General features: G+C 64.6%; 23 protein-coding genes and 1 other RNA gene. 16 read left to right on the plus strand and 8 right to left on the minus strand.

Annotated features, from left to right (window positions below; genetic code table 11):
* Positions 1-14: 14 nt before the first annotated feature.
* The 7 genes from IVB47_RS06000 to ssrA form a co-directional block, all read right to left on the minus strand.
* Positions 15-1,886, minus strand: a complete 1,872-nt coding sequence (locus tag IVB47_RS06000) for a ferrous iron transporter B (protein WP_247460377.1) — start codon at positions 1,884-1,886, stop codon at positions 15-17.
* 20 nt (positions 1,887-1,906) lie between these two features.
* Positions 1,907-2,182, minus strand: coding sequence for a FeoA family protein (locus IVB47_RS06005; RefSeq protein ID WP_007600961.1), 276 nt, complete (start codon positions 2,180-2,182; stop codon positions 1,907-1,909).
* Between the two features lie 139 nt (positions 2,183-2,321).
* Positions 2,322-2,576: a ribbon-helix-helix domain-containing protein gene (locus IVB47_RS06010; protein ID WP_007600962.1), complete on the minus strand. Its 255-nt coding sequence runs from the start codon at positions 2,574-2,576 to the stop codon at positions 2,322-2,324.
* Positions 2,573-2,761, minus strand: coding sequence for a DUF4169 family protein (locus tag IVB47_RS06015; protein ID WP_247460378.1), 189 nt, complete (start codon positions 2,759-2,761; stop codon positions 2,573-2,575). The genes IVB47_RS06010 and IVB47_RS06015 overlap by 4 nt, the downstream gene beginning before the upstream one ends.
* A gap of 276 nt (positions 2,762-3,037) precedes the next feature.
* Positions 3,038-4,510 carry a class II fumarate hydratase gene (fumC, locus tag IVB47_RS06020; protein WP_247460380.1) on the minus strand — a complete coding sequence of 491 codons (1,473 nt, stop codon included), beginning with the start codon at positions 4,508-4,510 and terminating at the stop codon, positions 3,038-3,040.
* 87 nt (positions 4,511-4,597) lie between these two features.
* On the minus strand, positions 4,598-5,116 hold the full coding sequence (locus IVB47_RS06025; protein WP_247460382.1) for a ClpXP protease specificity-enhancing factor SspB: 519 nt from the start codon (positions 5,114-5,116) through the stop codon (positions 4,598-4,600).
* Between the two features lie 114 nt (positions 5,117-5,230).
* Positions 5,231-5,597: a transfer-messenger RNA gene (gene ssrA / locus IVB47_RS06030) on the minus strand.
* 84 nt (positions 5,598-5,681) lie between these two features.
* Here ssrA and IVB47_RS06035 point away from each other — a divergent pair.
* The 11 genes from IVB47_RS06035 to IVB47_RS06085 all read left to right on the plus strand — a co-directional run bounded on the left by IVB47_RS06035 (position 5,682) and on the right by IVB47_RS06085 (position 15,378).
* Positions 5,682-6,299 carry a chromate transporter gene (locus tag IVB47_RS06035; RefSeq protein ID WP_247460384.1) on the plus strand — a complete coding sequence of 206 codons (618 nt, stop codon included), beginning with the start codon at positions 5,682-5,684 and terminating at the stop codon, positions 6,297-6,299.
* Complete coding sequence (locus tag IVB47_RS06040; RefSeq protein WP_027519544.1) at positions 6,296-6,826, plus strand: chromate transporter; 531 nt, start codon at positions 6,296-6,298, stop codon at positions 6,824-6,826. The genes IVB47_RS06035 and IVB47_RS06040 overlap by 4 nt, the downstream gene beginning before the upstream one ends.
* Positions 6,827-6,921: 95 nt before the next feature.
* The gene (locus tag IVB47_RS06045; RefSeq protein ID WP_027570793.1) at positions 6,922-7,683 is read left to right on the plus strand and encodes a tripartite tricarboxylate transporter TctB family protein; all 762 of its coding nucleotides are present in this window, start codon (positions 6,922-6,924) and stop codon (positions 7,681-7,683) included.
* A gap of 7 nt (positions 7,684-7,690) precedes the next feature.
* Positions 7,691-9,256, plus strand: a complete 1,566-nt coding sequence (locus tag IVB47_RS06050; protein WP_007600973.1) for a tripartite tricarboxylate transporter permease — start codon at positions 7,691-7,693, stop codon at positions 9,254-9,256.
* Between the two features lie 221 nt (positions 9,257-9,477).
* Complete coding sequence (locus IVB47_RS06055; protein ID WP_007613362.1) at positions 9,478-10,272, plus strand: thymidylate synthase; 795 nt, start codon at positions 9,478-9,480, stop codon at positions 10,270-10,272.
* 5 nt (positions 10,273-10,277) lie between these two features.
* Positions 10,278-10,763: a GNAT family N-acetyltransferase gene (locus IVB47_RS06060; protein WP_247402011.1), complete on the plus strand. Its 486-nt coding sequence runs from the start codon at positions 10,278-10,280 to the stop codon at positions 10,761-10,763.
* Positions 10,763-11,272 (plus strand): dihydrofolate reductase, encoded by a 510-nt coding sequence (locus IVB47_RS06065; protein ID WP_247358802.1) that lies wholly within the window; start codon positions 10,763-10,765, stop codon positions 11,270-11,272. The genes IVB47_RS06060 and IVB47_RS06065 overlap by 1 nt, the downstream gene beginning before the upstream one ends.
* A gap of 154 nt (positions 11,273-11,426) precedes the next feature.
* A complete protein-coding gene (gene hflK, locus IVB47_RS06070; RefSeq protein ID WP_247460386.1) occupies positions 11,427-12,563 on the plus strand; it encodes an FtsH protease activity modulator HflK in 1,137 nt (378 codons plus the stop codon).
* Positions 12,560-13,456: a protease modulator HflC gene (locus tag IVB47_RS06075; RefSeq protein ID WP_018454336.1), complete on the plus strand. Its 897-nt coding sequence runs from the start codon at positions 12,560-12,562 to the stop codon at positions 13,454-13,456. The genes hflK and IVB47_RS06075 overlap by 4 nt, the downstream gene beginning before the upstream one ends.
* Before the next feature lie 71 nt (positions 13,457-13,527).
* Entirely contained in the window at positions 13,528-13,734 is a 207-nt protein-coding gene (locus tag IVB47_RS06080; protein ID WP_007600979.1) for a DUF2065 domain-containing protein, read from the plus strand.
* A 144-nt stretch (positions 13,735-13,878) separates the two neighbouring features.
* Positions 13,879-15,378, plus strand: coding sequence for a Do family serine endopeptidase (locus IVB47_RS06085; RefSeq protein ID WP_247460389.1), 1,500 nt, complete (start codon positions 13,879-13,881; stop codon positions 15,376-15,378).
* A 126-nt stretch (positions 15,379-15,504) separates the two neighbouring features.
* Here the strand turns inward: IVB47_RS06085 and serB are convergent, their stop codons facing one another.
* Positions 15,505-16,410 carry a phosphoserine phosphatase SerB gene (gene serB / locus IVB47_RS06090; protein WP_027570798.1) on the minus strand — a complete coding sequence of 302 codons (906 nt, stop codon included), beginning with the start codon at positions 16,408-16,410 and terminating at the stop codon, positions 15,505-15,507.
* Positions 16,411-16,421: 11 nt separating this feature from the next.
* Between serB and miaA the strand changes: the two genes are divergently transcribed.
* The 5 genes from miaA (at position 16,422) to IVB47_RS06115 (ending at position 21,731) form a co-directional block, all read left to right on the plus strand.
* Entirely contained in the window at positions 16,422-17,378 is a 957-nt protein-coding gene (gene miaA / locus IVB47_RS06095; protein ID WP_247460391.1) for a tRNA (adenosine(37)-N6)-dimethylallyltransferase MiaA, read from the plus strand.
* A gap of 330 nt (positions 17,379-17,708) precedes the next feature.
* On the plus strand, positions 17,709-19,484 hold the full coding sequence (locus IVB47_RS06100) for an acetolactate synthase 3 large subunit (protein ID WP_027570800.1): 1,776 nt from the start codon (positions 17,709-17,711) through the stop codon (positions 19,482-19,484).
* A gap of 4 nt (positions 19,485-19,488) precedes the next feature.
* On the plus strand, positions 19,489-20,472 hold the full coding sequence (locus IVB47_RS06105) for a threonine dehydratase (RefSeq protein ID WP_247358809.1): 984 nt from the start codon (positions 19,489-19,491) through the stop codon (positions 20,470-20,472).
* Positions 20,473-20,495: 23 nt separating this feature from the next.
* Positions 20,496-21,038, plus strand: coding sequence for an acetolactate synthase small subunit (gene ilvN, locus IVB47_RS06110; RefSeq protein ID WP_027519532.1), 543 nt, complete (start codon positions 20,496-20,498; stop codon positions 21,036-21,038).
* Between the two features lie 3 nt (positions 21,039-21,041).
* The gene (locus IVB47_RS06115) at positions 21,042-21,731 is read left to right on the plus strand and encodes a class I SAM-dependent methyltransferase (RefSeq protein ID WP_346283280.1); all 690 of its coding nucleotides are present in this window, start codon (positions 21,042-21,044) and stop codon (positions 21,729-21,731) included.
* The last annotated feature ends 64 nt before the right edge of the window (positions 21,732-21,795 follow it).

Raw genomic sequence — 21,795 nt, forward strand, 5'->3', positions numbered from 1 at the left:
GTTTCGAGACGTGGCTAGCCCGCTCCGAACGCGACCGCGACGTTGTAAGTCAGGAGGCTCGCGGCATAGGCCAGCACCAGCATGTAGAAGAAGGTGACGGCCATCCAGGTCCAGCTTCCGGTCTCGCGCCGGATCACGGCCAGCGTGGATGCGCATTGCGGGGCGAAGATGTACCACGCCAGCATCGACAGCGCGGTCGCGAGCGACCATTTCGTCGCCAGCACCTGGCCGATCTGCTCGGCCGCTTCCTTGCCGCCTTCGATCGCATAGACGGTGCCGAGTGCCGCGACCGCGACCTCGCGCGCCGCCATGCCCGGGATCAGCGCGACCGCGATCTGCCAGTTGAAGCCGACGGGGGCGAGCAGCGGCTCGAGCGCCTTGCCGATGATCGCGGCCAGGCTGAAGTCGATCGCCGGTTCGGTTGCCCCCGCGGGCGGCTGCGGGAACGAGGCCAGAAACCAGATCAGCACCATCATCGAGAAGATCGTGGTGCCGGCGCGGTGCAGGAACATCTTGGCCCGCGTGTAGACGCCGATCGCGATCGATTTCAGCCGCGGCATCTTGTAGTCCGGAAGCTCCAGCATGAAAGGCGCCGGCGCATAGTCGCGCAGCATGAAGAATTTGATGAGGAACGAGACGGCAAGCGCGCTGGCGATGCCGACAGCATAGAGACCGAACATCACCAGGCCCTGAAGGTTGATGAAGCCCCAGACCTCCTTTGCCGGAATGAAGGCGGAGATGATCAGGGTGTAGACGGGAATGCGTGCCGAGCAGGTCATCAGCGGCGCGATCAGGATCGTGGTCAGCCGGTCGCGCTTGTTGTCGATCACGCGCGTCGCCATGATGCCGGGGATGGCGCAGGCAAAGCTCGACAGCAGCGGAATGAAGGCGCGGCCGTGCAGGCCGGCGCCGCCCATGATGCGGTCCATCAGGAACGCGGCGCGCGCCATGTAGCCGAAATCTTCCAGCAGCAGGATGAACAGGAAGATGATGATGATCTGCGGCAGGAACACGATGACGCTGCCGACGCCTGAGATCACGCCGTTCTGAAGGAAGCTCTGCAGCAGGCCGGCGGGCAGGGTGGCGTGCACGAACTCGCCGAGGGAGTCGAAGCCCGAGTTGAGCAGCTCCATCAGCGGCTGCGCCCAGGCGAACACCGCCTGGAACATCACGAACAGGATAGCCGCGAGCACGATCAGGCCGCCGACGGGATGCAGCACGATCGCGTCGATCCGCGCGGTCCAGGTGTCGGGCCGGCTGGGTAGGCTGACGCAGTCGGCGATGATGCGGTCGGCTTCGCGCTGGGTGGCGCGCAGATCGGCCACGCTGAGCGCCCGCCAATTGTTCTCGCCCGGCTCGGCGGCGAGCTTCGCCGAAATCTCGTCGGTCAGCGACAGCAGGTCGGCCGTGCCGCCCTTGCGCACCGCGATCGAGGTGACCACGGGCACGCCGAGCTCCTTGGCGAGCCGCTCGACGTCGACAGTGATGCCGCGGCGGGTCGCGATGTCGAACATGTTGAGCACGAGGATCATCGGACGGCCGGTGCGCTTGAGCTCCAGCAGCAGGCGGATGGTCAGGCGCAGATTGGTGGAATCGGCCACGCACAGCACGAGGTCGGGCAGGATCTCGCCGGAAGCCTTGCCGAGCACGAAGTCGCGGGTGATCTCCTCGTCCGGGCTGCGACCGCGCAGGGAATAGGTGCCGGGCAGGTCGACCACGGAGACCTGGCGGCCCATGGGCGTGACGAAGAAGCCTTCCTTGCGCTCGACGGTGACGCCGGGATAGTTCGCGACCTTCTGCCGGCTGCCGGTCAGCGCATTGAACAGCGAGGTCTTGCCGCTGTTTGGCGTGCCCACCAGGGCGAGATGAAGTAGGGGCAATTCCATGAAGTTGGGGTCCGGTCGCTTCAGGCGACGATGATGGCCATGGCTTCGCGACGGCGGACCGCGATGGTGATGCTGTCAACCCGGACCGCGATCGGGTCGCGCCCGACCAGCCCCTCGTGCAGGACCTCGACCCGGGCGCCCTCGACGAAGCCGAGCTCGATCAGCCGGCTCTCGAGCTCGATGTCCGAGAGCGCCGACCCTGCGTCCTTGGGGGAAAGGTGCTGGATGACGCCGGTATAGCCGCGCTGGGCCAGGCCCAGCGGCATCTGCGGACGCGTATCATGGATGTCGGTCATGCCCTGTATTTTCAACGCAGGGCATCGAGGTCAAGCGCGCTCGGTCGCTGAAACTGCACCTTAGAGTGATTTTAAAGTACCAGCTTCGTGACGGAGGCGATTGGCGCCGGGATCGGCGCCAAGATCAGCGTCAAGATGGCTACTGGGCCGGGACCTTTTCCGCCTGGATGGCGGCCATGGCGCGGCTCTTGAAGTAGTCGAGCACGAACAGGCGGATCGCCGAGGACAGATTGCCCTGCTGGCGGTTGCCGTCGATCTCGCCGACCAGCTCGGACAGCGTCATGTTGCGCAGGCCCGAGATCTCCTTCATGCCGTTCCAGAACGCCTCTTCCAGGCTGACGCTGGTCTTGTGGCCGGCGACGACGATCGACCGTTTCACGACGGGCGACTTCATGGCTGCTCCTCGCAATCGATCTGGTGCTGGTCCAGGTGCGCCTTCGCCTGGTCCGCGCGCGTCTCCTCCGCCGACCGCTCCGCCTTCGTGCGGCCGAACTTCGTTCGGTTGGCGTCCGCCTGCTTCGCCGTGGCTTGCCGCTCGGCGCGCTTCCGGAAACGATTCAGGTTGATGACGTTCCCCATGTCGCGTCTCCATCATCCGATCCTCCGTGGGCAGGATGAAACATTCAGAAACTGTGCGCCGCACTGCGCCCAATGAGACTTGATCGCCATTCGCTTGTCCTCGTCAATCGACCCTTGGGCCATCAAACGATGAATTCCGCCCCGTGGGGGCGGAGGGGCTGCGTAACACGCAATCCCGCCGCGACATTGACGGTAATCAAATCCCGTCCTTTAAGCCCTACATTTAATGGAGCTTGGGGCTCCGTATCATTACGGATGGCTATCGGAATTCGAAATTTATCCCGGGCTGGTCATCTTCTCGGGGCGCACCAGGCGGTCGAACTCGTCCGCCGAGACGAAGCCGAGCCGCAGTGCCTCTTCCTTCAGGGTGGTGCCGTTGGCATGCGCCGTCTTGGCCACCTTGGCCGCGTTGTCGTAGCCGATCTTGGGGGCGAGCGCCGTCACCAGCATCAACGAACGCTGCATCAGCTCCTTGATGCGCTTCTCGTCGGCGCGGATGCCGCTGACGCAATGCTCGGTGAAGGAGCGCGCGGCGTCCGCCATCAGCCGGATCGAGTGCAGCATGTTGTAGGCCAGCACGGGCTTGTAGACGTTGAGCTCGAAATGGCCCTGGCTGCCGGCGACCGTGATCGCGGTGTGATTGCCGAACACCTGGCAGCACACCATGGTCATCGCCTCGCACTGCGTCGGATTGACCTTGCCCGGCATGATCGAGGAGCCCGGCTCATTCTCCGGCAGCATCAGTTCGCCGAGGCCCGAACGCGGGCCCGATCCAAGCAGGCGAATGTCGTTGGCGATCTTGAACAGGCCTGTCGCGACCGAGTTGATGGCGCCGTGCGCCAGCACATAGGCGTCGTTCGAAGCCAGCGCCTCGAATTTGTTGGCGGCGCTGGTGAAGGGCAGCTTGGTAATCCCGGCAACGTGCTTTGCGAACAGTTTTGCAAAGCGCGGCTTCGAATTGAGGCCGGTGCCGACGGCGGTGCCGCCCTGCGCCAGCGGATAGAGCTCCTTCACCGCGACCTTGAGCCGGGCGATGCCGCTTTCGACCTGTGCGGCATAGCCGGAAAATTCCTGGCCGAGCGTCAGCGGCGTCGCGTCCTGGGTGTGGGTGCGGCCGATCTTGACGATCTTTGCGAACTCCTTCTCCTTCTTGCGCAGCGCGCGCAGCAATTCGCCGAGGGCAGGGACGAGATCGGCGGTGATGCGGCTTGCCGCCGCGATGTGCATCGCGGTCGGGAACGAGTCATTCGACGACTGGCTCATGTTGACGTGATCGTTGGGATGCACCGGCTTCTTGGCACCGAGCTCGCCGCCCAGGAGCTCATTGGCGCGATTGGCGATGACCTCGTTGAGATTCATGTTGCTCTGCGTGCCCGAGCCGGTCTGCCACACCACCAGCGGGAAATGATCGTCCAGCTTGCCCTCGATCACCTCGCGTGCGGCGCGGATGATGGCGTTGGCGCGGCGCTGGTCGAGCAGGCCGAGTTCCTGGTTGGACTGCGCTGCGGCGAGCTTGACGATGCCGAGCGCATGCACGAGCGAGATCGGCATGCGATCTATGCCGATGCGAAAATTCTGCCGCGAGCGTTCGGTCTGCGCGCCCCAATAGCGATCGGCGAGGACCTCGATCGGGCCGAAGCTGTCGGTCTCGGTGCGGGTCGGCGGGCGCGAGGAACGGTCGGTCTTCGCGCGAGAAGTTTTCGAGCGGGAAGTCTTCGAGAGGGAAGTTTTGGCCATGAGCACATCCATTCCGCCGCGCGAAATGCCACGCGGCCTCATCATGTGCCTCTATATAGGGAGTTTGGCCGCCCGCGAGGGGCGCCAGTCCGATCTAGATCATTTCTTGCGGAAACGATCCAATCGCACGACTTCGGCGCCGCCCTGGTTCGGAGCCGCCGGCTCCTCAGTGCCTTCCGCCGGTTCAGTGGCAGGCGTCGGCACCGCGACCGCGGACGGGGCGGGAGCGGCCGGCAATGTCTCGGCCGAAACGTCGGCGACATCGGAGGTGTCGAACTGGAGGCCGAATTTCACTGACGGATCGAGGAAGCTCTTGATGGCGCTGAACGGCACGATCAGCCGCTCCGGAATGCCGCCAAAGGACAGGCCGACCTCGAAGCGGTCCTCGAGCACGGTCAGATCCCAGAACTGGTGCTGCAGGATGATCGTCATCTCTTCCGGATATTGGGCCAGCAGCCGCGACGACAATTTCACGCCGTCGGCCTTCGACACGAAGGTGATGAAGAAATGATGCTCGCCGGGCAGTCCCTGGGACGCGGCGTCGGTCAGCACCTTGCGCAACACGCCGCGCAGCGCGTCGCGGGCCAGCACATCGTATCGGATATGATCGGTCGCCATGGTGGTCCTGTTGCATTCCAGGAGCTGGGCCCTGCCGGCCCGACTCGCCAAGCCGCAATAGTACCGCGCCTGACGGGTCAACAGGAGTCCCCGCGGGGTAGGAAATAAGAGGTAAGTGGAGGCTTCTGTTGCCAGGTGCCTCCGAACCCCGCCTAACGGAGCTTAACCCGTTAGGACTTCAGAATGGTCTTTCAAACTGCGTTACGCAGCCTGAGCAACCGGAGCAAAGTTGTCGTTGGCAACTATTGCATAGCCCGATAACGGCGGAACAATACCGAGAAAAAGAACGCCCTTTACGCCCTCGTCGATCCTATTTCGCCCCCGCCAAAGCCCGCTTTCAGGGCCAGCCCACTGGTGGGCTTTGGTGGAGGCGCCGGGTACCGCCCCCGGGTCCGAATGGTTTATTGCGACGACCGTTTATTTCCATAGCCGGCGAACCGGCACTCCCAATATAGGGGGCAAATGTTTCAAATAACAGGTGTTTCGAGCGACCATTCCGAGGTTCCCTTGGGATAGGTTCCCGGCAGGCTTGGCCGCGTGCCGGCCGGCGTTCTAAGCTCCTGACATGTCCGAGGATTCCGCACCGGCTGCCCAAAAACGAGATCGCGAGCCGGACGGTCCAGCCATCAGTGCTGTTCCGCCGGGCTTGCTCGCGCTGTTCCTGGCCTTCGCCCGGATGTCGCTGGCGGGCTTCGGCGGGGTTTTGGTCTTCGCCCGGCAGGCCATCGTCGAGCAGCACCGCTGGATGACGGCGGACGAGTTCAACGAGACGTTTGCGCTCTGCCATTTCCTGCCCGGGCCCAACATCGTCAATCTGTCGATGGTGTTCGGCGCGCGGCTGCGCGGGATCGCCGGCGGCATTGCCGCCTTTGCGGGGCTGTTGTTGCCGCCCACGCTGATCATGACGGTGCTCGCGATCGTCTATGCCCGGTTCGGCGATGTGGAGGTGCTGCGCCGCATTCTCGCGGGCATCTCCTGTGCGGCCGTTGGTCTCTTGATCGCGGTGGTCTTCCGGATGATGACGCCGCTGCTCAAGCGGCTGGACGCCGTCGCGCTCATCCTGATGGTGGGCGTCTTCCTCGCCATCGGCGTCCTTCGCCTGCCGCTCCAGGTCGTGCTTTTGGTCGCGATCCCCGTCAGCGTCAGCGCCATTTTCCTGATGCGGCGGAAGGTAGCAGCATGAACGCGGAGAACCCGATCTGGGCGCTGATCTCGACCTTCGGTCTGATGTCACTGTTCGCAGTCGGCGGCGCCGCAGCGGCGGTGCCCGAGATGCATCGCATCGCAGTCGATGTGCATCACTGGATGACTGACAAGCAGTTCGCCGACGCCTATGCGATCGCGCAGCTCTCGCCAGGTCCGAACGTCCTTATCGTCACGTTAATCGGCTATGCCGTCGCCGGCATTCCCGGTGCCCTGGCGGCGACCCTGGCCATGTGCCTGCCCACCGCGCTGCTTGCCTATTATGTCAGCCGGCTCCTCAACCGGCCGAGCCAATCGCGCTGGCCCGGGCTGATCCAGGCTGCACTGGTTCCGCTCTCGATCGGCCTGATGGCGGCGAGCGCCCTGATCCTCGCCGAGTCGACCGATCGCACGCTTGCTGCGCTGCTTCTGACCGCGACGGTTGCAGTGGTCGCATCCGTCTCGCGCATCAATCCACTTTGGATTTTGCTCGTCGGGGGCTTGTTGGGTTTTGCTGGCATTGTGTAATGAAAATGGCTAGGCAGGGATCCGGGCGGGGGCATCGATTTCCAGCCGATTAGAACAACAGTGCTCGTGGCTTACGGGTCGCGGAGGAGACATGCATGGCCGATACGATGGGCCACTCGGCGACAGCCAACCGAAACACCTCGGTGGTGATCAGCTTTTGTCTGCTGGCCATAGCGCCGCAGATCTTCGAATTCATCTGGTCGTTCGGGACGATCTTTGGCTGGGGCGCCGGACGCGGCCCGGCCGCTGTCGTGATCAGCCACGCTACGGCGCTGCTCGCGGGGGCGCCCGGCGCGTTGCTCGGGGCGGTCGGCGGTGACACTAAGAAGGCGTCATCCGACGTGCTGCTGGCGCTGATCTATTCCTATCCGATCTTTGCGGTGGCTATTCTCACGTTCTTCATGACGATCAGGTCGGCGCAGGATTATGTCGGCGGGATCGTGCTGATGGCGCTCGCCCTGTTCGCACTGTGGGCCTCCAGCGATTTGCAGGGGATGCGCGGCTTCTCCTTTGGCGCCGGCACGGCGCCGCGGATGTTTGGCGGACTGCTCGTCGCACTTGGCGCGGGCATTGCGTTGACGGGACTGCTGACCGACGGACCGAGCATGGCGCACTATGCCTGGCGCGGGCCGCTCTTCGTGATGATCTCGATCGTCTTCTTCGCGCTGGCGATTCGTCCGCTTGGGGTGGTGGTTACGGCATTCTCGAGCTTCCTGATCGCGGCGATGGGCACGCATGAGACGCGCTGGGTCGAAGCGGTCATCGTCGGCGCCTGCCTGACGCTCGGCTGCGCGCTGCTCTTCCCCTACGTGCTCGGACTGCCGATGCCGATGTTCCCGCGCTTCCTGGTTCAGTGAGGGTGTGATGTTCGATCTCTTCCACAATCTGGGCCTCGGTTTCGGTGTGGTGTTTCAGATCTCCTGGTGGTCACCCTGGTGGCTCTACGGTCTGTCGCTGCCGATCTCGATCAACATTCTCATGTGCCTGATTGGCGCATTGGTTGGCACGCTGGTCGGCGTGCTGCCCGGTATCGGCACCGTCGCAACCGTGGCGATGCTCCTGCCCATCACGTTCGGATTGCCGCCGGTCGGCGCGCTGATCATGCTCGCCGGCATCTATTACGGCGCCCAGTACGGCGGCTCCACCACCTCGATCCTGGTCAATATTCCCGGTGAGGCGACGTCGGTCGTGACCGCCATCGACGGCCACCAGATGGCAAAGCAGGGCCGAGCCGGCCCGGCGCTGGCGATCGCGGCGATCGGCTCGTTCTTCGCCGGCTGCGTCGCGACCGTGCTGATCGCCGTGCTCGGCGCGCCGCTGACCAAGCTCGCGCTGGCGTTCGGTCCGGCCGAATATTTCTCGCTGATGGTGCTCGGCCTGATCTTCGCGGTGGTGCTGGCCAAGGGCTCGGTGCTGAAGGCGATCGCTATGATCGTGTTCGGCCTGATGCTGTCGATGGTCGGCTCCGACATCGAGACCGGCGCCTCGCGCATGGCGTTCAACATTCCGGAACTCGCCGATGGTCTCGGCTTTGCGACGGTGGCGATGGGCGTGTTCGGTTTCGCCGAGATCATCCGCAACCTCGACGCCGGCGCCGAGATGAACCGCGACCTCGTGCAGCAGAAGATCACCGGCCTGATGCCGACCAGGAAAGACCTGATCGACTCGGCACCTGCGATCCTGCGCGGCACCGTGCTCGGCTCGATCCTCGGCATCCTGCCGGGCGGCGGCGCGGTCATCGCGTCCTTTGCGTCCTACACGCTCGAGAAGAAGATCGCCAAGAACCCGTCGCGGTTCGGCCGTGGTGCGATCGAGGGCGTGGCGGCGCCGGAAAGCGCCAATAATGCCGCGGCGCAGACCTCCTTCATCCCGCTGCTGACACTCGGCATCCCGCCCAACGCCGTGATGGCGCTGATGGTGGGCGCGATGACCATCCACGGCATCGTACCGGGTCCGCAAGTGATGCAGAAGCAGCCGGAGCTGGTCTGGGGCATGATCGCCTCGATGTGGATCGGCAATCTGATGCTGATCATCATCAACCTGCCGCTGGTCGGAATTTGGGTGCGGCTGTTGCGCGTCCCTTACCGGCTGATGTTCCCCTCGATCGTGATCTTCTGCGCGATCGGCATCTACTCGGTGAACAACGCGCCGGTCGACGTCATACTCGCAGGCGTGTTCGGTCTGGTCGGCTACTGGCTGATCAAGCACGATTTCGAGCCGGCGCCGCTGTTGCTCGGCATGGTGCTCGGACCGCTGATGGAAGAGAATCTGCGCCGTGCGCTGCTGATCTCGCGCGGCGATTGGAGCGTGTTCCTGACGCGTCCGCTGTCGGCCGTGCTGCTGGCGATCGCGGCCTTCCTCCTGGTGCTCACGGTGCTGCCCGCGTTGCGTGCCAAGCGCGACGAGGTGTTCACAGAATCCGAGAACTGAGGGCGACGCGCCTGCCGGCGCGCCGTGGCTCGAACCCAAGCCGGCAAGTTGGCCAGCAGGATCAATCTGATAGACGAGGGGCGGGACGCTAAGTTCCGCCCCTTGTCGTTTGCACCGGGAACGCTCACTTTTCCGGGTATAATGCCCAGGGATGGCGAATCGCCGCTGTCGCAGCGTGGGGGCGGCCGCTAAATTCGCCGCCTCCCCAAAGGCTCACGCACATGCACCAGTATCAGGACCTGCTCGAGCGGATTCTTTCAGACGGCGCCGAAAAAACCGACCGGACCGGCACCGGCACGCTGTCGGTGTTCGGCCATCAGATGCGCTTCAATCTATCTGCCGGCTTTCCGATGCTGACCACCAAGCGCCTGCCGCTGAAGGCGATCGTGCATGAGCTGTTGTGGTTCCTGAAGGGCGATACCAACATCAAATATCTGCGCGACAACGGCGTCACCATCTGGGACGAGTGGGCCGACGCCAATGGCGATCTTGGCCCCGTCTACGGCCATCAGTGGCGCTCCTGGCCCGCGCCGGACGGACGCAGTATCGATCAGATCGCGAACGTCATCGACATGATCAAGCGCAATCCGGACTCGCGTCGGCTGATCGTCTCGGCCTGGAATCCGGCCGAGGTCGACAAGATGGCGCTGCCGCCGTGCCACTGCCTGTTCCAGTTCTATGTCGCCAACGGCAAGCTGTCGTGCCAGCTCTATCAGCGCTCGGCTGACGTGTTCCTCGGCGTGCCCTTCAACATCGCCTCCTACGCGCTGCTCACCATGATGGTGGCGCAGGTCACGGGCTTGAAGCCCGGCGACTTCGTGCATTCATTCGGTGACACTCATCTCTATTCCAACCATCTGGAGCAGGCGAAGCTCCAGCTCACGCGCGCGCCGCGCGCGCTGCCGGTGATGCGGATCAACCCCGACGTGAAGGACATCTTCTCCTTCCGTTACGAGGACTTTGAGCTCGTCGGCTACGACCCGCATCCGCACATCAAGGCCGCGGTCGCGGTCTGACGCCGATGTCGCTCAATATCCGCCGTGTGCGTCCCGGCGAAGCCGGGCTGGTTCTCGCTTTCATCCGCGAGCTCGCCGAGTACGAAAAGCTTTCGCACGAGGTCGAGGCGACCGAGGCTGACATCGCCGACGCACTGTTCGGCGAGCGACCGCAACTCCATTGCGCCCTCGCCGAGTGGAACGGCGAGCCGGTCGGCTTCGCGGTGTGGTTTGCGAATTTCTCGACGTTCAGCGGCCGCCACGGCATCTATCTCGAAGATTTGTATGTGCGGCCGTCGCATCGGGGTAGGGGCCTCGGCAAGGCTCTGCTCGTGCACCTTGCCAGGGAATGCGTCGAAAACGGCTGGTCCCGGCTGCAATGGGCGGTGCTCGACTGGAACGCGCCGTCGATCGCCTTCTATAAATCCCTCGGTGCCGTCATGCTGGACGACTGGACGCTGTGCCGCGTCACCGGGCCTGCGTTGACGCGGCTTGCCGGGAGCGCGTCCTGATGGAGATCGTCTTCGTCGTCGCGATCGCGGAGAACGGCGTCATCGGCGCCGGCAACGCCATGCCGTGGCGAATGAAATCCGACATGGCGCGCTTCAAGGCGCTCACGATCGGCAAGCCCGTGATCATGGGCCGCAGGACCTTCGAATCCCTGCCCCGGCCGCTTCCCGGCCGCACCAACATCGTCGTCACGCGCGATGCGGATTATCGCGCCGCCGGCGCCATCGTGACGACATCGACTGATGAGGCAGACGCCATCGCGCGCGGCGATGCCCTGCGGCGTTCGGTCACCGAGATCGCCGTGATTGGCGGCGCCGAAATCTTCCGGCAATGGCTCGATCGCGCCGATCGCCTCGAAATCACGGAAGTGCATGCCCGCCCCGAGGGCGACACGCATTTCGGCATCGACAGGGCCGAGTGGGATGAGGTGGAGCGCATCCGTCATCCTGCCGGACCCCACGACAGCGCCGACTACTCCTATGTGACATATCGTCGGCGGGCGGGCCATTAACCGCATTTGCCAATGTTAACATTGACTTTTCTGCCCCCAAGCTTAGCTCGGAGGGCGGCGATGGCTGCGTTGTAAGGGACCTGCCTGTCCCCTATAAAGCCGGACCGGACAAAGCGGGCGGGGGGCAATTTCACCCTGCCGAGGAGAGCGTCGAATGCCGTGGAAGAATCAGGGCGGTGGCCCATGGGGCTCGGGTCCGAAGGGACCATGGGGCAACGGCCCGCAACCGGTCGGGCCAAGGCCGCCGGATCTGGAAGACCTTCTGCGGCGCGGCCAGGATCGGCTCCAGCAGATCATGCCGGGTGGCTATTTCTCCGGCATCGGCATCACGCTGATCGTGCTGCTCATCGTCGCGTTCTGGCTGCTGTCGGGCTTCTTCCGGGTGCAGTCCGAAGAGCTCGGCGTCGTGCTGCGCTTCGGCAAGCATGTCCGCACCGTAGAGCCCGGCCTGAACTACCATCTGCCCTATCCGATCGAGACCGTGCTGCTGCCAAAGGCCTTGCGCGTTTCCACCATCTCGATCGGCATGACGCTGATCGACGATCCGGCGCGGCGCGGCCGCTCCATTCGTGACGTGCCGGAAGAGAGCCTGATGTTGACCGGCGACGAGAACATCGTCGACGTCGACTTCACCGTGCTCTGGCGCATCAAGCCCAACGGCGTCGGCGATTTCCTCTTCAACATCCAGAATCCCGAAGGCACCGTGAAGGCGGTCGCCGAGAGCGCGATGCGCGAGGTGATCGGCCGCTCGCAGATCCAGCCGATCCTGACCGGCGCGCGCAACGTCACCGAACAGGGCGTGCAGGAACTGATCCAGAAGACCCTGGACAGCTACGGCGCCGGCATTCAGATCAGCCAGGTGCAGATGCAGAAGGTCGACCCGCCGGCGCAGGTGATCGACGCCTTCCGCGACGTCCAGGCGGCGCGCGCCAATCTCGAGCAGCTGCAGAACGAGGCGCAGACCTATGCCAACCAGGTCGTGCCGCAGGCACGCGGACGTGCGGCGCAGATCATGCAGGCCGCCGAAGGCTACAGGGAGCAGACGGTCGCCGAGGCCAAGGGCCAGAGCTCGCGCTTCCTGAAGGTTTACGAGGAATACAAGAAGGCGCCCGACGTGACGCGTGAACGGATTTATCTGGAGACGATGGAGCGCGTGCTCGGCGGCTCGGAAAAGCTCATCTATGACGGCGGCCAGTCGGGCCAGGGCGTGGTGCCTTATCTGCCGCTCAGCGAACTGACGACCAAGCGGCCGCCTACAACCGGCCAGCAGACGACCGGAGGCAACCGATGAGATCTCCGGTCACAGGCATCGTCACGCTGCTCGGCCTCCTGCTCGTCGTGATCGTGGGCTACATGTCCCTGTTCACGGTGGCGCAGACCGAGCAGACCATCGTGCTGCAGTTCGGCAAGCCCGTCGACGTCGTCACCGCTCCCGGCCTGCACTTCAAGGCGCCGTGGAATTCGGTGATCAACATCGACAAGCGCATCCTCGATCTGGAGAACCCGTCGCAGGAAGCGATCGCGTCCGACCAAAAGCGGCTCGTGGTCGACGCCTTCGCGCGTTACCGCATCAAGGACGCGCTTCGCTTCTATCAGAGCATCGGCTCGATCCAGGCCGCCAACATCCAGCTCACCACGCTCTTGAACGCGGCGCTACGCCGCGTGCTCGGCGAGGTCACCTTCATCAACGTGGTCCGCGACGACCGCGAGAAGCTGATGCAGCGCATCCGCGATCAGCTCGACCACGAGGCCGACGGCTACGGCATCCAGGTCGTCGACGTCCGGATCCGCCGCGCCGATTTGCCGGAGCAGAACAGCCAGGCGGTCTATCAGCGCATGAAGACGGAACGCGAGCGCGAAGCCGCCGAGTTCCGCGCGCAGGGCGGCCAGAAAGCACAGGAGATCCGCTCCAAGGCCGACCGCGAGGCGACCGTGATCGAGGCGGATGCAAGGTCGCTGGCCGAGCAGACGCGCGGCGTCGGCGATGCCGAGCGCAACCGTCTGTTCGCCGAAGCCTACGGCCAGGACGCGGATTTCTTCGCCTTCTACCGCTCGATGGCGGCCTATGAAACCGGGCTGCGCGCGAACGACACCCGCTTCCTGCTGCGCCCGGACTCGGATTTCTTCCGGTTCTTTGGTAACCCGTCCGGCAAGACGGCGACCACGACGCCAGCGAAGCCGTAAGTGAGACAAGGGCGGCAGGTCTGGCCGCCCTTCGTTCAGACAAGAACAGCACAACGGGAGGTTCCAATCCGATGAGGTCCATTGCGTTCACCGACTTCCTCATCGGTTTGGGCATCCTGTTCGTGCTGGAAGGCTTGATGTTCGCGGCAAGCCCGGCCTGGATGCGCAAGGCCATGAAAAGCGCGATGGCCACGCCGGACAATGTCCTGCGGGCGGTCGGCATCGGTTCGGCCGTGGCCGGCCTGGTCCTGATCTGGGTTATGCGACGTCCAATTTAGCCGTCGCACCAACGCCAAAGTGAAGGCGAGGTACCGGTTTTCGCCTTATTGTCCGGGTCTTGAGGCCCGTTAAGGTCCGCGCTTGCGCCGTCCCCCCGTTCGAGCGCAGTCTTGACGCCGAATCCTTGTTTCCTGGAGATCACAATGACCGCTGCCACCATTGCCCCGACCCGTTTGCGCTTAGGGCTGGCCGCGCTCGCCGTTGGCGTTTTCAGCGCATTCGGCACACCGGCCTATGCGCGCGGACCGGATGGCATCGCCGACGTCGCCGAGAAGGTGATCGACGCGGTCGTCAACATCTCGACCTCGCAGACCGTCGAAGCCAAGGGCGGGGGCGGCGGCAATGCCATGCCGCAACTGCCGCCCGGTTCGCCCTTCGAGGAGTTTTTCGACGACTTCTTCAAGAATCGCAAGGGTCCCGGCGGCGGCAGCAAGGGCGGCGAGAATAGCCCGGCGCCGCGCAAGACCAACTCGCTCGGAAGTGGCTTCATCATCGACACATCAGGCGTCGTCGTCACCAACAACCACGTCATCGCGGACGCCGACGAGATCAACGTCATCCTCAACGACGGGACCAAGATCAAGGCCGAGCTGGTCGGAGTCGACAAGAAGACCGACCTTGCCGTGCTCAAGTTCAAGCCGTCGAAACCGCTGGTGTCGGTGAAGTTCGGCGATTCCGACAAGCTGCGCCTCGGCGATTGGGTCGTCGCGATCGGCAATCCATTCAGCCTCGGCGGCACCGTGACGGCCGGAATCGTCTCGGCGAAGAACCGTGACATCTCCTCAGGTCCCTACGACAGCTACATTCAGACCGACGCCTCCATCAACCGCGGCAATTCCGGCGGTCCGCTGTTCAACCTCGATGACGTCGCCATCGGCGTCAACACGCTGATCATCTCGCCCTCCGGGGGCTCGATCGGCATCGGCTTCGCCGTACCGTCGAAGACGGTGGCGGGTGTCGTCGACCAGCTCCGCCAGTTCGGCGAATTGCGCCGCGGCTGGCTGGGCGTGCGCATCCAGAGCGTCACCGACGAGATCGCCGAGAGCCTCAACATCAAGCCGCCGCGCGGCGCGCTGGTTGCCGGCGTCGACGACAAGGGCCCGGCCAAGCCGGCCGGCATCGAGCCCGGCGACGTCGTCGTCAAGTTCGACGGCAAGGACGTCAAGGACCCCAAGGATCTCTCTCGCGTGGTCGCCGACACCGCGGTCGGCAAGGAGGTCGATGTCGTCATCATCCGCAAGGGTCAGGAGGAGACCAAGAAGGTCATGCTCGGCCGGCTGCAGGATCCCGACAAGGTGCAGGCCGCAGTGAAGACCGACGAGCCCGCACCTGAAAAGACCGTGACACAGAAGGCGCTCGGCCTCGATCTCGCGGCGCTGAGCAAGGATCTGCGTACGCGCTACAAGATCAAGGACAGCGTCAAGGGCGTGGTCGTCACCAATGTCGACGCTAATTCGGATGCCGCCGAGAAGCGCCTCTCCGCCGGCGACGTCATCGTCGAGGTGGCGCAGGAGAGCGTCTCCAGCGGCGCCGACATCCAGAAGCGGATCGACCAGCTCAAGAAGGACGGCAAGAAGTCGGTGCTGCTGCTGGTTTCCAACGCCGACGGCGAGCTGCGGTTTGTCGCGCTGAGCGTGCAGTAGGCGCGGCGCAGTTCCGTAGGGTGGGCAAAGGCGTGCCCACCACTTTTCCACTACTGCTGCAAGGGTGGTGGGCACGGCGCCAATGCGCCTTTGCCCACCCTACAGCAGTTGGGGGTGCGGTAAGACTTACGCCTCCACGAACTCCTCGCGTCGATACCCCTGCGCGTACAGCAGCGCGGTGAGATCGCCATGATCGATCCGCGCCGCCGCAGCGGCGGCCACCGCGGGCTTGGCGTGATACGCCACGCCCAGCCCCGCCGCCTGGATCATCGCGAGATCATTGGCGCCGTCGCCGACCGCCAGCGAGTCGATGTCGTCGAGATCGAACGACTCCATTAGATCCACCAGCGTCGCGAGCTTTGCCGCGCGCCCCAAAATCGGCTCCTTCACCTCGCCGGTGAACTTGCCGTCGCGGACGACGAGCTCGTTGGCGCGGTTCTCCTGGAAGCCGATCCTGGTGGCGACCGCGCTGGTGAACAGCGTGAAGCCGCCGGAGACGAGGCAGGCATAGGCGCCATGGGCGCGCATGGTCGCGACCAGTTCGCGACCACCCGGCGTCAGCGTAATGCGCTTGGCCAGCACCTCGTCGACGGCACTGGCGGGGAGGTCCTTCAGCAGCGCAACGCGCTCGCGCAGCGCCGGCTCGAACTCGACCTCGCCGCGCATTGCGCGTTCGGTAATGGCTGCCACATGGGCCTTCACCCCGACGAAATCGGCGAGCTCGTCGATGCATTCCTGGCCGATCATGGTGGAATCCATGTCGGCGAGAAAAAGCTTCTTGCGCCGGAAGCCGACTGGCTGCACCACGATGTCGATGGGCAGGTCGCCGCGAAGCTCGCGGAGCCGCTGTTCGATGGCGTGACGGTCGCCTTCGAGGTTACTGTCGGCGCCGAAGGGGATATCGACTGCAACCCCGTCGAACAGCCAGTGCGCGGGAGCTGCCTGAGGCAGCACGGCGCGGGCGCCGTCGACGATGGTGGAGTCGAGCGCGGGGTTATTCGGGTTGCAGATCAGCGTGGCAACGAGGGACATTTGAGGTTTTCGTGAGCGAGGGGCAAGTCGGCAGAAGGCATGTTGGCAAGGCGGTGCTTATCGCAGGCCCGACCGCCAGCGGCAAGTCGGCGCTGGCGCTCGAGCTTGCGCTCGCTGCGGGCGGGGTCGTGATCAATGCCGATTCCATGCAGGTCTATCGCGACCTCCGCGTCATCACCGCGCGCCCCACAGATGGCGACGAGGCGCGGGCGCCTCATCGCCTGTACGGCCATGTCGATGCGGCCGTGAATTTTTCGGCTGGCGCCTGGGTGGGCGACGCGGCCAAGGCGCTCGAAGTGGCGAAAGCCGAAGGCCGCCTGCCGATCTTCATCGGCGGGACCGGGCTGTACTTCAAGGCGCTGACGGCGGGCCTTTCCGTGGTACCGCCGATCCCCGCCGAGGTGCGCGAGGACGTTCGAGCGCGACTGGAGCGGAACGGCGTCGAGGCGCTGCATGCGGAACTCGCAGCCTCCGATCCGCGAGCCGCCGAGCGATTGAACCTGCGTGATCGCACGCGCATTGCGCGCGCGCTCGAAGTGGTCGAAGCCACCGGCCGCTCGCTGCTGGACTGGCACCATGAGGGCCAGCCGCCTTTGCTCCCCGGGGACAGTTTTCGCGCGGTGTTCCTCGCGCCCGAGCGCGACGAGCTCTATGCGCGCATCGACGCCCGTTTCGACGCCATGTTGGGTGCCGGCGTGCTGAAGGAGGTCGAGCGTCTCGCCGCCCGAAACCTCGATCCGCTGCTGCCGGCGATGAAGGCTCATGGTGTGCCGGCGCTGATCCGGCATCTGCGCGGTGAGCTCAGCCTGGAGCAGGCGGCAACCATCGGCCGCGCCGACACCCGCCACTACGCCAAGCGACAGTTCACCTGGTTCCGGCACCAATTGCCCGAATTCGAGTGGGTGAAGCCCGGGGAGACGCGGGGCTGGCTGGCGGCGATCGTGAACGCGGCACTGGACCAAGGCTGACACGCTTTTGTGCCTCCGCTCCCGAATTTACCTCTCGCCCATCCCCGGGAACACCGCTACACTGCCAAAATCGCGCGGGAACGGCTGCATTGCCTTGACATCGGGGCGCCGGCCGCTATGTTTCGCGCAACCTTTGGGAAGCTGGGCGCCTGCCATGCGTAACATTATTACCAAACTCCTTATCGCCGTCGTACCCAGGCACACCGCCGGGGGTGGCTAGCTGCCATCCACATGACAGGCGGTGTGCATGGGCCCTCTTCGGGGCCTTTTTTATTTCCGAAAACCCGACACGAACGAAGCCGCTGACAACAGCGCATCCGGAGCAAGCCAATGAGCGACAAGAGCCACGATCCGAACCAGATGACCGGCGCCGCGATGATCGTCCGCGCGCTCATCGATCATGGCGTGACCGACATTTTCGGCTACCCCGGCGGCGCGGTGCTCCCGATCTACGACGAGATTTTCCAGCAGAGCGAAGTCCAGCACATCCTGGTCCGCCACGAGCAGGGTGCGGGTCACGCCGCCGAGGGCTATGCGCGTTCGACCGGCCGGCCCGGCGTTGCACTGGTGACCTCCGGTCCCGGCGCCACCAACATGGTGACGCCGCTCACCGACGCGCTGATGGACTCGATCCCGCTGGTCTGCATCTCCGGCCAGGTGCCGACGCATCTGATCGGCAACGACGCGTTCCAGGAATGCGACACCGTCGGCATCACGCGCCCCTGCACCAAGCACAATTGGCTGGTGCGCGACGTCAACGATCTCGCAAAGGTGCTGCACGAGGCCTTCTACGTTGCGACCACGGGGCGACCGGGCCCGGTGCTCGTCGACGTGCCCAAGGACGTGCAGTTCGCGACCGGCACCTATCATCCGCCGCGCAAGTCCGACGTGCATCGCTCCTACGCGCCGCGGGTGAAGGGCGATGCGACGCAGATCCGCAAGGCCGTTGCGCTACTCGCGGGCGCCAAGCGCCCCGTGATCTACAGCGGCGGCGGCGTGATCAATTCCGGCCCTGAAGCCACCAGGCTGCTGCGCGAGCTGGTCGAGGTCACCGGCTTTCCGATCACCTCCACGCTGATGGGCCTCGGCGCATATCCCGCGTCGGGCAAGAGCTGGCTCGGCATGCTCGGCATGCACGGCACCTACGAAGCCAACATGACCATGCATGATTGCGACGTCATGCTGTGCGTCGGCGCGCGCTTCGACGACCGCATCACCGGCCGCGTTGACGCGTTCTCGCCGGGCTCGAAGAAGATCCACATCGACATCGACCCGTCCTCGATCAACAAGAACATCCGCGTCGACGTGCCGATCATCGGCGACTGCGGCAACATTCTCGGCGACATTCTCCAGGTGTTCAAGGCGGAGGCGAAGAAGCCCGACATCAAGGCGTGGTGGCAGCAGATCGCGCAGTGGCGGGCCCGCAACTCGCTGTATTACAGGAAGAGCAACGACGTCATCCTGCCGCAGCACGCGATCCAGAGCCTGTTCGAGGCGACGCGCGGCAAGGACACCTACATCACCACCGAGGTCGGCCAGCATCAGATGTGGGCGGCGCAGTTCTACGGCTTCGAGGAGCCGCATCGCTGGATGACCTCGGGCGGTCTCGGCACCATGGGCTACGGCTTGCCGGCCGCGGTCGGCGTGCAGGTTGCCCATCCCGACAGCCTCGTCATCGACATCGCGGGCGATGCCTCGGTGCAGATGACGATGCAGGAGATGTCGACGGCGGTGCAGTACGAGCTGCCGATCAAGATCTTCATCCTGAACAACCAGTACATGGGCATGGTGCGGCAGTGGCAGCAGCTGCTCCATGGCAACCGCCTGTCGCATTCCTACTCGGAGGCGATGCCGGATTTCGTCAAGCTCGCGGAAGCCTATGGCGGCGTCGGCATCCAGGTGCACAAGCCCGGCGATCTCGACGGCGCCATCCAGGAGATGATCTCGGTCAAGCGTCCGGTGCTGTTCGACTGCCGCGTCGCGTCGCTGGAAAACTGCTTCCCGATGATCCCCTCCGGCAAGGCGCACAACGAGATGCTGTTGCCGGAGCAGGCGAACGACGAAGCCACCGCAAAGGCGTTCGCCGGCGGCAAGGCGCTGGTGTGATGTGATGTTCGACCTGAACGAGCTCGAACGCGCGCATGCGATCGTGGGGCAGGCGGTGCCGCCGACGCCGGCGCACGCCTGGCCGCTGCTCAGCCAGCGGCTCGGCACGCAGATCGTGGTCAAGCACGAGAATCATACGCCGACGGGCGCCTTCAAGGTGCGCGGCGGGTTGGTCTATCTCGATCGGTTGAAGCGCGAACGGCCGAACATTCCGGGCATCATCTCGGCGACGCGCGGCAATCATGGTCAGAGCCTCGCCTTTGCGGCGAGCCGCCATGGTGTGCCTGCCGTGATCTATGTGCCGCGCGGCAATTCGGTCGAGAAGAACCGCGCGATGAAGGCGTTCGGCGCCGAGCTCGTTGAGCATGGCGAGGACTTTCAGGCCGCACGCGAGGAAGCCGGGCGCCACGCGCAGTTCGCCGGGCTGCACATGGTGCCGTCGTTCCATACGGACCTGGTGCTGGGCGTGGCGACCTATGCGCTTGAATTGCTCCGGGCCGCGCCCGATCTCGACATCCTCTATGTGCCGATCGGGCAGGGCTCGGGGATCTGCGGCTGTATCATGGCGCGCGATCTGCTCGGCCTGAAGACCGAGGTCGTCGGCGTGCAATCGACCGAGGCGCCGTCCTACGCGCTGTCGTTCGCGGCCGGTCATGTCGTGACGACCGAGACCAGCAATACGCTCGCGGACGGCATGGCGACGCGGATTCCCGATCCTGAAGCGCTCGCGGTCATCCTCAAGGGCGCCTCGCGTATCGTCCAGGTGACGGACGATGAGATCGCGCTCGCGATCCGTGCGCTCTGGACCGACACGCACAATCTCGCCGAAGGCGCCGGCGCCGCCGCGCTCGCCGCAGCGCTTCAGGAAAAGACCAAGCTACAGGGCAAGCGCGTCGGTCTCGTGCTGTCCGGCGGCAATATCGATTTCGATCTGTTCCGCGGTTGGGTCGGCACGGAAGCGCCGGTCGCTCGTCGGGCGACGGCGTAACGACGAGAATGAAGGGGACGACAATGAACCAGCCCGCATCCGCCTATTTCATCGAGGAACGCCACGACCCGAACGAGACGCACACGCTTTCGGTGCTCGTGCAGAACGAGCCCGGCGTGCTCGCGCGCGTCATCGGCCTGTTCTCGGGGCGCGGCTACAACATCGAGAGCCTCACGGTCTCGGAGACCGAGAGCCAGAAGCATCTCTCGCGCATCACCATCGTCACGACGGGCACGCCGATGGTGATCGAGCAGATCAAGCATCAGCTCGACCGCATGATCCCTGTGTATCGCGTCGTCGACATGACGCTGACGAAACGCTCGATCGAGCGCGAGCTTGCAATGGTCAAGGTTCGCGGAGAGGGCGAGCATCGCGTCGAGGCGTTGCGGCTGGCGGACGCGTTTCGCGCCCGCGTGATCGACGCCACCACCGAGAGCTTTGTGTTCGAGATCACAGGCAACACCGACAAGATCAACCAGTTTATTGACCTGATGCGTCCGCTTGGCCTCGTCGAAGTGTCGCGCACCGGTGTTGCCGCGATTGGTCGCGGGCCTGAAGGAATGTGAGCCATGCTGGCGCGCGACTGGTATTACAACGAGCGGAACCGGATGGGGATCGGGCCTGCAGTGGCCTCGATCTACGACAGTCATGACGATGCCGATCTACGCGCGCGCGCCGCGCTGAAAATGCTCGGCGTCCAGCGCGGCTGGCGCATCGCCGATATCGGTTGCGGCAATGGCGTGCTCGCGACCGAGGCCGCGCTGATGGGCGCCGAGGTCGACGCCATCGACATCTCGCCCGCGATGCTGGCGCTCGCCGAGATCTACGCGCGCGACCGCAAGGCGCCCGTGCGCACGCAGTCCGCCGGGCTGCTCAGCTTCGCCTACCGGCCGGAATCCTATGACCTGATCGTCAGCGAGTTCACGCTGCACCATCTGCCGGATTTCTGGAAAGCGGTGGCGATGTCGCGGATCTATCGCGCGCTCAAGCCCGGTGCCACTTTCTATTTGCGCGACATCGTCTACGCCTCGATGCCCGATGCGCTCGAGCGCGACGTCGATCAATGGGCCGACTTCGAGATCAAGAATCACGATGTGCCGCGTGAAAGCGTCGTCACCCACATGCGCGACGAATATTCCACTTTTGGCTGGGTCATGGAACGGATGCTGACCGACGTCGGCTTCACGCTGGTCTCGGCCGATTATCACGCCCCGATGCACGGCACTTATCTGCTGCGGAAACCCAATTCTTCCATTTAAAGGCCGGCGAGCAAGGCTCGACCAGAACAACAAACAGGGCTGCACGACAGGGCAGAACCGGGAA

The organism is Bradyrhizobium sp. 62 (assembly GCF_023073035.1).
Taxonomy (GTDB): Bacteria; Pseudomonadota; Alphaproteobacteria; order Rhizobiales; family Xanthobacteraceae; genus Bradyrhizobium.